The organism is Chryseobacterium sp. HNCC26DJ240, assembly GCF_057180485.1.
The window spans coordinates 396,727-410,329 of the sequence record NZ_JBXUGK010000005.1; the positions used below are offsets into that span (position 1 = coordinate 396,727).

Below are 13,603 nucleotides of genomic sequence, written 5' to 3' on the forward strand. Positions count from 1 at the left end.
GGTGGTGTTTTTATAAGGTTCCTAATGATGTACTTCCGAGTATGAGAGGATTTTTGGTTTCACTGATGTCGCAATCGTAAAGATTTCCTTCAGGATAAATGGTGTTGAGTTTTTTTAATGCTTTTACCAAATCGCCCAGCTTTTTCACATAATCTTTTTCGTCTTCAGTTTTCAGCTTGTGACCACAGAATTTTTGGCGGTAATATCTGTATTCTTCGAGCCATTTTCTGTACGTTTTCTGAAATTCCAGCATATCTTCCGGATTGACCCAACAGATTTTTAAAAGAACATGAGCCGGCGCTTCCTGACGGAAAACTTTCTCCGCAAACTTCCGAAAAGTGAGATTTCTAAACCTCGCCAAATATCCCGGAAGCACAATCGTCGCTTTAAATGAATAAGGATCATCGTTGGCTTCACTGCTGCAGTCGTCATTCAGACAAACCGACAGCAATTCTTCATCTGTAAAATGAATTTGATTGAATGGCCGTAAAAGAACATGTTCCAGACAGAAAAAGTTTTCGTAATAGTTATTCAGAATTGAGATGAGCAGAACAAGGTAATCATAAGCCTGTTGTTCGGTTTCAAATTTCTTCTCAAAACGGGCCATTTTTCGGGTGCCGTCTTTCAGATATAAATAATATTTTCCCGAAAAAAGATCTGTTTTATATACATTCTGATCCAAAAAATTGAGTTGAGACCATTCCCACTTTTCTTCCAGATCAGAGGTCGGATTTACAATTTTAAAAAGATAATTTCCGTTCTCCGTTTCTACCGTCCATTGTTTTTGCTGAGAATCTTCGGTCACAATATTTCGCAGACCAATATTATTGATACCAAGCAATTTTGCGACTCTTTTTTCGTAACCTCCACGATGATCGGTTTTCCAAAAAGGCTGGAAATCATTTTCATCATCTGTATTCCAGTAATCTATCCCCAAACCTCTTTTACTGCTGATTTCAGGGTAATCTTTGAGAAAATTCTGCTTATCCTGAATAATATCTTTAAAATCAAAACTTAAATGAGACGAAGTATTTTGCGTAATCTGATACATCGTGAAAACATACTCATTGAAACTCTCCGCAAATCTTGCCAAAAGATGATCCAAAGCTCTGTTTCGTCGGTTGCTGAATGAAGATTCCGTTTCGTAAAGTGTTTCAATTTCAGAACCTGAAAAATCTGTTTCAATGGCTTTTTTTCTGTCGGAACTGAAGATTTCATTTGAATAAAATTCCTTTCCTGTGAAATCATCGATTTCGAGCAAAGAAGGAAAATAAGTCTGATGAATCGTCTCCGTATCCAGCAAATTTCCGGCATTGTACAACTGACTGAAAAAGTCTGCCAAAATCTGTTCATAAAAAGACAAGTATCCCTGTAATTGCTTTGCCTGAGCCTTTCTCAACGGTGTTGCTTTTTCTGAAATCCTGTTTTTCCCTAAACCGTAAGTTGCCGGAAAATCATTTTGGATGCTGTAATATTTGTTGACTTCAAAGTGTTCTCCGCTTTCAATTTCAAAATCAGTGGAAATTCCTTTGAGTTTTCTCTGTTGAATCTGACTTTTGTAAAACGTAAACTTTTGATCAACCATCATTTGCTGTGTTTCATTCAACAGAAAAGGAATATTTTTCTGAAACAGCAAAAGCTTAGATCTTTTCACATCAAAAACCGGTTTTTCTTCGCCCGAAAGTTTCAGAATCCACTTTTCGTTGGTTGCACCTGAAACAGGTTTTCCTAAAAGATTGTAAGCGGTCATCATCAGATTTTTCACAGAAACAACCTCCGGAATTTCCATTAAAACGGCAATAATATCCGAAGCATAAATTTCTTTAATTAGATTAGCTTTTTCAAGTTCAGCATCTTTTATAAAACCATGCATCAACTTAGGACCTGTGAAAATGTCTTCCGCATGCAACCCTTCTTCTACAAGCTGATTTAAAGTATAAAAATTAATTCCGGGATTAATAATTTTATCGATTGCTATTTGAATCTGACTCATCGCTTCTATCGCATCAGCAGAAGGTTGAAGCTCAATATCAGCGCAAATTCCGATGTTTATTTTTTCAATAACTTCAAGACACAAATAATCTTCTCCGAGATTTCGGTTTTGATGTAACGTCGAATTAACTGTCGCAAAACTCTCCTGCACTTTTTTTCTTTTTTGTGCGAAAAGCGAAATAAATTCGCAAATTTGTTTTTCGGTATCGAAATGATTTAAAATTAAATCAACCTCCGAACTGTCATCCGAAAAAATTCTGAAATGAAGCTCCTGCGACGGCTTCGTATATCTGTGAACCACGATGAATACAACGTCGCCCACTTTTTTTATGCTGTCAACCGAGATTTCTCCGGGTTTATCCATAGTGCGGAAAAAATCTGATTTAGGATCGCTCCAGTTCGTAAACTGAGGAACGATTTTGCAGGTTACCCAATGATTTTTTTCCCAGAAAGCAAAGTCGATCAACAGAGAATTTAAATCTCCGAAATCAGGATCTTCGCCAAGCTCAATTTTAATTTTATTTAAACCCCGAACTTTCAGCTCAGGGATTTTTTTACCGTTAGTATCTGTGTTTTTTAAACTTAATTTATCCTCCAGACGGTTGATAAATATTTTCGATTCAGCATCATTCGGGAGTAAATATCCATTAGAATCCTTTGTGTTTTTGGTAGGAATCAGCCATGCATTTGAGATTCCGTCAATATCGATTAACAACTTTCTGTAGTCATTTACGGTAAGCGCTGCATTGGTATAAATTTTGGCAGGTGTAAAGAAAGTTTTATTTTCAATTTTACCACTCTTCCCTGTCAGAAGATCCTGAATATTGAAATCTGAGCGGTAACCCAATTCAGTAATCGCATAACATAGAACTTCCAAGATTGTGATTCCGGGATCGTGGGTGTTGTAATCTGTCCAGAATTTGCTTCCCAATCTTTCCACATATTCCAATCCGGATTTGAACAGGAACTGGAAATCCTGTGACGGTGGAAGCTGTCGGTCTCTGCTGATGAAATTTTGTGTTTCCATGGTTTGTGTTTTAGATTTCCTGAATTTGATGCGTTTCTGTCGGGATAAACAAGCTGAAATCGGTTTGTGGACTCACTTTACTCAGATTTTTTACCGGGTTTCCTTTCACTTCATAATTTTCATCCAAAATAAATTGTACAACAGAAAAATCTGTGATGTAATCTACATAATATTGATTGTCAATAAGTTTAATCAATGATGAAAACTCAATATTCTGAGCAAAATTGGTTTCTTCAAGGTCAAAAGCCCAGGGAGAAAGGAATTCATTGATTGTTTTCATCAATTCCTTTTTATAAACCGTGCTGTCTGTCCCCGGATTTTTATGAAATTTAACTTTAAAATTCAGTTCAACTCTTTCAGCTCTAGGAGGTTTTACATTGATTCTCGCATGAGGCGAACTGATTTTTGCCAGAAACTCTTTGATCTGCTGCATTTTGTTGATGCTCAGAAGCGGTTTCCAGTTGATATTTTCGGTTGCTGAAGATTTTGCCACCGGAATTATCGTCACAAAACCCGCCGAAACATTGGATAATTCTGAATCATATCTGTAATGGTTCAATGTTTTCACACGGTAGATCTCAGGAAATTGCTGGAGCAAAATATGCTCATAATCCCATGAGGCAACCGCACGGTTTTTATGTCTGAGTCTTTCGCTGGTTCTTGTGTAAAGCGCTTTGTCTTCCTCTTTCAATCTTCCTCCAAACGAAGAATAAGGTTGATGAATTTTCCTGATTCCGTTGATAACTTTGTAGCTTTTGCTGATGGTTTCCTTAGGCGTACTTTCTGTAAAGGCCGTTCCTTTATTTTCAAAATCCGCCAGAACCGCTTTAAAAGCCTGATGATGGACACCCAAAATTTTGCATACCGCCCGAATATCTGAAACCGAAATTCTGATCCAGAATAAATTTTCTGAATGAACCGTATTTTTAGGATTAAATTCAGGTATAGTTATCGCAATTATTCCACTTTGAGTAAGCGCATAAGTTTCGTCTGCAATGGAGTTTTCATTAAATTTCTCCCATTTGTTTTCAGATAAAAATTCCCAATTTATTTTGGCAGTTGGCAATTGAGGGTTTGCCGTGCCTTCTTCCAGTTGAATTAAAAAACTAAGACTGTCATTCGGAACTGCATTTTCAAAACCCAAAAATATAAATCCTTCTAAATTAATGAGTTTTGTAAATTTTAAAACCTCATCAACGATTTTTCGATATCCAAATGGTTGTGCGATAAAAATTTCTGTTGGCGAAGCAGAATTGGTTTTCAAATCGATCATTTCCTTTGCTGAATAGTTGAAAGTAAAATCTTTAATTCTTGGTTTATATGGCAAAACAGCTGTCGTTCCTTCCGCAATTGTTTTGCTCGCCAAAACATAATCCTGTATGTATTTTTCTGCTGAATAATCGGAATGATTTAATTCAATTCTCAACTTTTCAGAGCTTCCGATTTCTTTAAAATTATAATCTTTTATTTCGAAATGGTTGTTCGTCGCTGAAAAAGTATCTGAATGATTTTCCTTTCCGTTGTCGTCCTGCTGGAAGATTTTCACTCTGTCATTCAGCCAAAAAAGAGGTTCGGAATCTTTATCGGTTTCCGCAACAAACTGAGCCACCGCATCTTTTTTCATGAAAAACTCGTTGGAGCTGATGGTCATGCCGTTTCCATTTTTTGGAAATTCGCTGAATGGGTAAAATGGTTTTTTGAGATTGACGCTTCCAAAATCTGATTCTATATTAAATGAAGTAAATTTTTCAACGCTCACTTGCAAATCAATCTCAGAAACAGAAGTGATTGTATTTTTATTTTTTGGAACAATTTTCAGAACCGGAAAAATTGTACTGACTTTTAAATCCTGATGAATTTTTTGGTCGAAAGGCACGATTGCTTTTTCGGTATCTGAAATGACAAGTTTGATAAAAAAATCGGTTGAACTGATGTCTTTCTTTTCAGTATAAAGATCATTCAACTGGATAATTTTTTTCTCGCCTGTGATGTAAAAATCAAAATCGTAATGATTTAAATTCTGCTTATTGAAACGGAGAAAAATCGTTCTTACGCCACTTTGCAGAAATAACAGCGGACTTGCAATTAAAATTTCCTGTCTGCATTCCTGACGGTCTGTCCGGAAAGCATCGAAACTTTCACCAGTTCCATTTATTTTGATAAGATTTTCTGATTTATAAAATTTTTCATCTTCTAAATAATAAGACGAAAATTGATTTAATTTAATTTGATTAATAATCTGATCGTTGATGGAAGTGTAATATTTTTTTTCACCTAAAGTATTTTTACCGGCAGGAAAAACCGTGTTTTTTGGCAGAAGAAATTTTGAATTTTTCTGTGGTTCTACGGTAAGGAAAACGAAATCTGGTTTTGCACTTTGATTTTCTGTCCGGATGACATCTTTGTAGTAGAATTCGAGATGGTTTTTGGTAAATTCATTCAGTTTATCTTTTGCAACATCCATCAGTTTTAAAAATGACAGGAAAAGTGCATAATGCGGATGATGGCTGTCATAATGATTTAACTGAAATTCAACCGCAGATTCTGCATATTTTTTCCAGCTTGAAAGCAAACCAAAAAACTGCTGAAGTTTTCTTGTATAAAACGGATTTTTCAGAAAATTTTTAATCTCGAAATTGGTTTCAGCACTTTTAATATTGATCTCGTTGGTCAAATTCTGCAACTGATTGACAATAATTAACAGACTTCCGATTAAATTTTCTTTAACGCTGATTTCATTATCTAATCCATTAATTTTTTTAGAAATTTTGATTAATTTTTCAGTAAAATCAATGAAATAATCTTTTAAAATCTGAAGCTGATTTGTTGGATTTGTACTTAGCTCAATTTCTTTTTCTGCAGTTTTATAATTGTTTTGAAGAACTTCAATATTCCATTTTGCAATGCTGATGATGATCGAGGTAGATTCATTTTCAAAAAACGCTGACCAGTTTCCTTCTGTAATATTATTTTCATCATAAAATTTCACATATTTTGAAAGCTTCTGCACAAACAAAATGTAATCTTCAGTTGTTCTTTCGTCAACAGGAAAAAAGTCCGGCAAAAGCGCAGGATTAAGCCTTTCGCTTTGCGTAGTGCCGTTTCCTTGATGAATTGACATTGAAGATGAACAGTTTTCCATGATGATAGTTTATGATTTTACGAACGTGCCTTCCTTGATGTAATAGGGAAATACAAAGTTTTTTCTGGAATTGGTTGCCCGAATTCGGTATGTAATTTCGATGTTAATCATTCCATCAATATTATTTTCATTGAAAAAATCAACTTCCAGTAAATCTACCCTCGGCTCGTATTTCAGAATAGCGTTGGTAATAATTCCTTTGATTTTTGTCAGCAAAGTGATGGTAATATTATCGTATAGCATTGACGTAAGGTCACAACCGAAATCTGACCGCATCACTCTTTCTTTCAGCTCTGTGGAAAGCAGAATCTGCAGACTTTGGAAAACGTCTTCTTCGTCTGAAACGGTTTTTACCGTGCCCTGAATTTTGCTGAAAGTTGGCGGAAAAGACCATCCCACCCCAAGAAAAGTTTTTGGCTTCATGATTATCGTTTTTGAGCTAATAGTTTTTATTTTTCTGATGAAATATTATCCACCAATATTCACAGTTGGGCATCCTAAAATGACCACGCCACCGTGAGCTGTGCTGTCTCCTACTCTAACAGCTGGTTTTCCTCCGATTATCACAGTGGCCGAACCTTTAATAAGTGTATCCGGCGGTCCTGTGCAAATACAGCTGTCTCCGACCGTTGCAGCAGGCATTCCGCCTATCATTACGTTGGAATTTCCACCCGGAAGTATCGGACCTCCTACGTGTGGAACAGTTCCGTTGATCACCGGGCAGGTGTGCATGTCTGTTGCTCTGGCTGCTAATCCCATTTTAATTAATATTAATGATTGAACCTTTTAAATTCATTACTCCGGAAGCATTGGCTTCGATCTGAATACCCTCGATTTTTATATTTCCGGTGGCTTTCAGATTTAAATCTTTACTGCTTTCGATGGTAATTCCCTGATTATCCATCACGATTTTGTTGTTGTTTTCGTCCTGCAATGTGATTCCTTTCAGATCGTCGCTTATTGTGATTTTATTTCCCTGTTTAGTGGAAATCTCAATGCTTTTTTTATCATCATCCAGCCTTATTTTTGTGCCCTCTTTTGTAGTGAATCCTTTAATAAAATTATCCTGAGTGATCGCTTCGGGCATTGGTTTACTGCTGCTGTACAGACTTCCCAAAATAACCGGTGTGTCCGGATTATTTCCTATGCATCCTACGATAACCTCATCTCCAACATCGGGAATAAAAATACTTCCCATATCGTTTGAAGCATTCAAAGTGGCCAGTCTTGCCCAAATTCCCTCACCATTTTCTGATAACACTGGAATTCTGACTTTGATTCTGAACTGTCCGTCAGGATCTTCAATATCTGTAACGATGCCGATCTGCATTCCGTTGACAGAATTGGACTGTCCCATTTCAGCCTGAACATTATTAATACCTGACGTTGTGTTTTGTGTAAATGATCTCTCATTCTCAAGCCCGAAAGTGAATTCGGTTTTCCAGCAACCGTTTTCGATGATATGTTCTTCGGCCGTGATGAGCAGTTCCTTTTCATCGATTTCGGGATTAACTTTATTTAAAATCAGATAGTCTCCGATTTTGGCTTCAAGATTTCCGAAAGTGTTGACTTTTCCGTTCACGGAAGCAATATGGCTTTTAGCAATAATAGCATCTGCGATTCTTTGAAGCGTTTCGGGGCTAAGATTGGTTTCACTGATCCTGATGGTATGCGGATTTTCTTCGGCATCCTGTTCAGATGAAACTTCACTGACTTCCTGATTATCGCTGTCCCAGTGCTGAATGGTTACGGATGACCGTCTCACTTCGGGATCAACTCTTCCATTAAAGGCAAAAACATTAATTCCGTTTTCTGCCTTGTACCGAATTTCTTTTTCTCCGTTGTTGATATCAACACAATTGAACTCAGCATTTCTTAAAACTACGGGCATTCCGACGGAATCCAGAAAACCAACGAGGTAATCCCAAGGCGAAGTCGTTCTGTTGTGGGTAATATGTTCACGTCCCCAATTCTGTCCGGAAAGATTGCTGTTTAAAATTAAATTGTTGGTATAATTCGTCAGTTTATCTTCAAAAGTTTCGGTATCGTTCTGATCAGCATTTGAGGTCTGCAAAAGATTAAGTGCAATATCTTTACATTCAATTTTTGCAACAATATTATTATTCTGATGTTGAATATCCAGCGATCTGATAACACCTTTGAACAATGTTTTCATTTCATTTTGCGAAGCTATTTTCACCTCTATCGACCTTGGTGTTGAAGTTCTCGGTCGGTTTAAAGTTTGCAGAGGCGAACTACTACCTTCTTTAAAATCTTCTTCTGCGCAGAGAAATGTAAACTTGGCAAAAGGGATTTTATTCATTTCAAAATGCACTTTTCCTTCAGACAAAAAATTATCCAGTCCTTTATTTTCGCCATCGATAAAGAATTCAAGTTTCAGTAAAGTTTCATCGAGATAAAAAGGTCTGATGTCCGGCATTTTAATACATTATTTTATGGGTGGAAATTCTATTTTCTGTCCTAAATCCAGTTTTCTGAAAGTCAGCATTCTATTATTTTTGGCAACATCGATGTAATAATTTTCATTCTGATAAATGTTTTCGGCGAGCAAAGCAAGGCTGTCATTCATTTTTGCAGTGCGCTGATGGGTCAAATCGGGAGAATTTTTGTTTTCCTGAGCAATCATTATTTTGTAATCAACCGTTCCTTTAAAAACACATTTCACTTTAGCTCTGATAGGTCTTCCGTCTTTTCTGAAAAGGGTATATTCTATCTCCATACTCTTGAGACGGCAATCTAAATTGTAACCTCCCCACAAAATCCTCAAAAATGAGGTTTGATGCGTTTCTCCGTTATAACCCATTAACAGTTTTCTGAACTCTTCCACTTCCTTTTCAACCGTTTTTACCTCGGCAAAAGGTTTAATCATCGCAGGTTTGATAGAATTTTCAACATCGGAAATGGTATCAAAAAGTGAAACTTCTCCTTTCCCATCTTTAATTTTACCTGGCGGAATAACTCCCGAACTATCAAATAAAAATTCAAAATTTACTTCTTCGCCCTCAATTCTGTTGAATCTGAGGTCAGATCCGGATGTTCCAATGGCTTGTCCTTCACAAAAATCAACATTGTGTTTCAGTGAATACTTTTCAGGATTCAGCTGTACATAAATCGTTTTTTGTGGCGGCTCTGTATATTCCTTTGAAGGGAAAACCTCGATCCGCATCTTATCGATAATGCCTAATAAACCTGAGATCATCGCTGTGAATTTTCTTTGATTTTTTCGAGTACTTTCTGTATACATTCGTTTACAATTTCCTGTTTCATCTCCTTAAACTCAGTTGAATTGATTTTTGGAAGTTGACTAGAATTGCTGTTCTGAGGGTCGCTGATATTTATTTTTATTTTCAGCTCTTTTATTTGTATTGGCATAATTTACAACCCCGGAACAGGTACTTCTTTGAAAAAATTGTATCTCAATGTCATGGTTTCAATCACGATTTTGCTTTCTTCAGCATTGAAATCAGCAATTTCATAACTCAACGGGATGGCATGCGAAACATACCATACTTTTACAGGATCTCCATTTTCGTTGAGCAATGAAACAGTAAGGTTTGCAGGAGAAAAAATAAAATCTTCCAATGCCTGCGAACACCACATCGATATTCCCGACAGATCTGAACCCAAACCTCTTTTCAAAACCAGATCCTGATAACCCGATCTTGTCGGAAGGCTGTGTTTAAATCTATTCTGACCACCTTCCACTACAGACTCCATGTCCATCGTTACTTTTAATCCGGAAACGGACTGAAATTTAGTATCCACTGAGAACTGCGGAATCAGCTCAAAGACCACCGAAAAATGAAAACCTAATATAAAATTGTTATCAGGCATGGCAAAATATTAAGTGTATTCTACGCTGAAGCCGTGATTCGCAATTTCTACCGTATCGATTGCAGCTTCGTTGGCATCCGCTTTCATATCGGTGCATTTCAGCGAAACGATGAAGCAGTCTTTCACAAACCAAACCACTTTAGGCTCATGATTTTCATCTAAAAGTGAGATGGTAATCGACCTTCTTTCCACAGTATTCATTGCAACGGTATTGTACCATTCATAAAACTCATTATCTCCTGCAAAAACGCCTCTTTTGAGCGTGATATTGCTCAATTTCTGTAATCCCGGCATTTTCTTTTTAAAGAATTCCGGACTTGAGCCCACACGATGTTCAATGACATCCATTTCTTTATTTAGGCCTGAAACTTCTGTAAATGCTATTTTGCTGCCGCCCCAGTCTACACTGAAATGAAACTTCGGAAGCGGAAAATCTCTGTTTGCCATAGCTGTCGTTTTTTATGGTTAATTAGTTTTTATGATCTTTGCTGCATTTGCTTAAACTCAAGAATAATGAATTCTGCAGGTCTTGAAGGTGCATAACCGATCTTTACAATCATTCTTCCTTCAAGAATATCCTGTGCAGACATGGTTTGATTTAAGCCTACTGAAACGAAAAAAGCATGTTCCGGTTTTCCACCTGCCAATGCACCGTCGTTCCATAATGTGGTAAGATAATTATCAATCATCCCTTTTACGCTAACCCATGTTCTGGCAACATTTGGCTCGAAAACAAACTGCATACATGCTTTTTTCACAGATTCTTCAATCATAATTGCAAGTCTGCGGACATTGATGTATTTCCAGTCATTACTGTTTCCGGCAAGTGTTCTTCCACCCCATACCAGGAATCCTCTTCCTGTAAATTTACGGATGGCGTTGACAGATTTTCCGGTTTCGTGGATGTTCATATCTTCATGATCAGCATCATTGATATCATCTGAAAGACCGACAATACTGTTTAAACTTACATTTGCCGGAGATTTCCATACTCCTCTTGTCGCATCTGTTCTGGCGTAAATTCCTGCCATTGCCCCGGAAGGTGGAATGGTATTCATCGACTGATTGAGTTTGTTGATTACAGAAGAATATAATGGTAACTGAGAGATTAGATCATTTTCAATCTTTAATTCGTATTCTGATGATTTCTGAAGCTGTGCATTAATGGTATTGACAATCATCGTATGCAACTTATCCAACTCGCTTCCTATTTTTCCATAGTGAGCTGCATCGTCTGCTCCATCGGGGTTTGAGGTTAATTTCTTAGCATAAGGATTGACGGCTGAGGCTTCAAAATCTGTTGCCGGAGCTTTCTTCCAATCGGCATCACTGAAAGTGTTATCAAGCGTTGAATCCATCACAGGAGTGTATGCAATTGTACTTAATCCGTCAAATTTTGTTTCAAAATCAAAAAGATTCTGAGCTAACGGTTTAAGGCTTATTTTAACACTGTCTGAAGTATAACTTTCAAAATCTGAATTCGTTAGTGCAGATGGATTTTTAAAAATGCCAAGCAAATTCCAGCATTTTGAAACATAGGCATTCACGTCAGCCTCGTTGGCGACTGCAGTTGCGGGCTTGGTTTTGTCTGTATTTAAAGCTTCCCAAGCCGTATTTAAAGAATTAACGTCAGTAGTTAAGGCTTCAAAATTATTGATGTTGGTTAACGAACCCGGATACTGCATTTTAAAATCAATCCCATTTCCCTGAATATCTGAAAATCTGAAATTTTTAGGAACACTCGAAATCAGATTTGGATAGTAAGCCGCGCCATATTTTAATGAAGAATTACCAATGGCATCTCTGAAATCTGTCAAATCAGTTGTTTTACCATCTTTTTGAATGACGTCCAGAATCACAAATCGATCCATCAGCTTTTCGCATTGCATCAAAGCCTGTTTCTGAATATTCCCCAAGCTTGCTTTTGGATTGGTGCTTTCTACATTGACTGCATCCGGAAACAAAATCAAAGTGGGTTCATCAAAATTTTCCAGAAGCTGAATGCCTTTTTTAGGAGAATTTCCGTAAAAATCGTTTTCAGAAATTGTAGTTACTGTTGCGCCACTGTTGTATTTCCCAACGGAAACGATGTAACAGACACCTCCACCATTTTCATAAAACAGTTTTAAACTATTATACAGCTGAAATTTGCTTTCCTCTGCTTTTGACTGATCTGAAGGCATTCCGTTATCATCTAAGACCACACTGATACTTTTTGGAGCCGGTGCACCGCCGAAAGTCTGTTCAAATTCCATAAAAGACTGAATTCTTGTAGGAATCGCCGGACCTTTCTCTGTATAACCCAAAAAAGCCGGTATTGCTGTAGCTACCTGAGCTACCGAAGGTGGGAATGCATCAATCTCATTGATATAGACTCCCGGTGTTTTGATAGAACTTAGATTCATGGTAGATTATTGTTTTTGTTTTTATTGTTGTCCCTGAAATTCTCCAGACTCAATTTCGCCTGATAGATTATTTTTATCATTTTCCCAAAGATTTATTCTTACTTTGGTAATGATATTTTCTTCGGAAACTGTAGATGCCTGTATCGTGCAAAGCCTCATTTTATAAAGCACAGACGGCATATATTTTGAGCCGAGATAAGACCACATCTGGTTGAGCTGTTCTGTGCTTAAGCTGACCATTTCCATAGTAACGGTTTGATAATTTTCCTTTTCCGATTCACTTTTTTGTCCGAAACTTTCTAAAGTGATAAGTTCTGTATCGTCATTTTTATAATAGAAGGAGTTGTGTTGCTGAAAAAAGGCTAAAATATTGTTGAGTTTGTCTATTCCATCAAGGTATTTGTTCATTGTCTTATTATAAGAAGCAAACAATAATGACAAGACGAAATATTGTGTAGGGTTTTTATATCTTGAAATCTGATCCGGATTTTCTGTATCTTTAAAGTACACCGTTTGATTTTTCATCGTACGGTCTTCTTCGATATTGACTATGGACAGAATAATTGGAGAAGTGGTATCAAAAAATTCATCGCCATCATTCAATGTTGAAATATTTACAGTTTCAATCATAGAGCCGACGGGATCTACTAATTTGCATAGTAATTCTATCAATTTTCTGAGATTCATGGTATTGTTTTGTAGAGTAAAGTTACTCATTTTCCGATACATACCATCCGTAAAATCACTATTTTCGCTACCGTATTTTTACGGTCTCTAAAGTGTGAAATTACAAATTAACTGAAAACACTTTAGCAGAACGGTTTTCAAAAGAAAATATATTTTTCAAAAATTCATCAAATATGTTTTAAAATATATCGAAATAAAAAATTATTAATGAAAATTGTTCAAAACTGAATTTTAAGAAAGACTTTAGAAAGATTTTGTTTAAATGATAGCCCCGAATACTCACGAAAACTCATTTTTAAAAATTAATTTAAAATTATTTATCATTTTATTTTTAAATTAGAAAAAATATTCTATCTTTGCACCCACAAAAAACAAGGTAATTCTTGTTTTAGATGACTTTCAATCGGGGCGTAGCGTAGTCCGGTCATCGCGCCTGGTTTGGGACCAGGAGGTCGCAGGTTCGAATCCTGCCGCCCCGACAGTTTTAGATAATTT

General features: G+C 36.6%; 11 protein-coding genes and 1 tRNA gene. 1 reads left to right on the forward strand and 11 read right to left on the reverse strand.

Annotation, left to right across the window (positions count from 1 at the left end):
- Nucleotides 1-10 precede the first annotated feature (10 nt).
- Genes AC2A1G_RS12455 through AC2A1G_RS12505 form a run of 11 tightly spaced genes read right to left on the reverse strand, consistent with a single transcriptional unit; the run spans nt 11 to nt 13,108 of the window.
- A complete protein-coding gene (locus AC2A1G_RS12455) occupies nt 11-3,019 on the reverse strand; it encodes a hypothetical protein (RefSeq protein WP_484047234.1) in 3,009 nt (1,002 codons plus the stop codon).
- A gap of 10 nt (nt 3,020-3,029) precedes the next feature.
- Nucleotides 3,030-6,140 carry a hypothetical protein gene (locus tag AC2A1G_RS12460; protein ID WP_484047235.1) on the reverse strand — a complete coding sequence of 1,037 codons (3,111 nt, stop codon included), beginning with the start codon at nt 6,138-6,140 and terminating at the stop codon, nt 3,030-3,032.
- Between the two features lie 30 nt (nt 6,141-6,170).
- A complete protein-coding gene (locus AC2A1G_RS12465; protein ID WP_484047236.1) occupies nt 6,171-6,584 on the reverse strand; it encodes a GPW/gp25 family protein in 414 nt (137 codons plus the stop codon).
- Nucleotides 6,585-6,629: 45 nt separating this feature from the next.
- Nucleotides 6,630-6,920, reverse strand: a complete 291-nt coding sequence (locus AC2A1G_RS12470; protein ID WP_484047237.1) for a PAAR domain-containing protein — start codon at nt 6,918-6,920, stop codon at nt 6,630-6,632.
- A gap of 1 nt (nt 6,921) precedes the next feature.
- On the reverse strand, nt 6,922-8,601 hold the full coding sequence (locus AC2A1G_RS12475; RefSeq protein WP_484047238.1) for a phage baseplate assembly protein V: 1,680 nt from the start codon (nt 8,599-8,601) through the stop codon (nt 6,922-6,924).
- A gap of 9 nt (nt 8,602-8,610) precedes the next feature.
- The gene (locus AC2A1G_RS12480; RefSeq protein ID WP_484047239.1) at nt 8,611-9,381 is read right to left on the reverse strand and encodes a CIS tube protein; all 771 of its coding nucleotides are present in this window, start codon (nt 9,379-9,381) and stop codon (nt 8,611-8,613) included.
- Complete coding sequence (locus AC2A1G_RS12485) at nt 9,378-9,554, reverse strand: DUF5908 family protein (RefSeq protein WP_484047240.1); 177 nt, start codon at nt 9,552-9,554, stop codon at nt 9,378-9,380. The genes AC2A1G_RS12480 and AC2A1G_RS12485 overlap by 4 nt, the downstream gene beginning before the upstream one ends.
- Nucleotides 9,555-9,557: 3 nt before the next feature.
- A complete protein-coding gene (locus AC2A1G_RS12490; RefSeq protein ID WP_484047241.1) occupies nt 9,558-10,016 on the reverse strand; it encodes a phage tail protein in 459 nt (152 codons plus the stop codon).
- 9 nt (nt 10,017-10,025) lie between these two features.
- Nucleotides 10,026-10,463 carry a phage tail protein gene (locus AC2A1G_RS12495; protein WP_484047242.1) on the reverse strand — a complete coding sequence of 146 codons (438 nt, stop codon included), beginning with the start codon at nt 10,461-10,463 and terminating at the stop codon, nt 10,026-10,028.
- 29 nt (nt 10,464-10,492) lie between these two features.
- Nucleotides 10,493-12,421, reverse strand: a complete 1,929-nt coding sequence (locus AC2A1G_RS12500; RefSeq protein ID WP_484047243.1) for a phage tail sheath family protein — start codon at nt 12,419-12,421, stop codon at nt 10,493-10,495.
- Between the two features lie 21 nt (nt 12,422-12,442).
- Nucleotides 12,443-13,108 carry a Pvc16 family protein gene (locus AC2A1G_RS12505; RefSeq protein WP_484047244.1) on the reverse strand — a complete coding sequence of 222 codons (666 nt, stop codon included), beginning with the start codon at nt 13,106-13,108 and terminating at the stop codon, nt 12,443-12,445.
- A 404-nt stretch (nt 13,109-13,512) separates the two neighbouring features.
- Between AC2A1G_RS12505 and AC2A1G_RS12510 the strand changes: the two genes are divergently transcribed.
- Nucleotides 13,513-13,587, forward strand: a tRNA-Pro gene (locus tag AC2A1G_RS12510).
- The last annotated feature ends 16 nt before the right edge of the window (nt 13,588-13,603 follow it).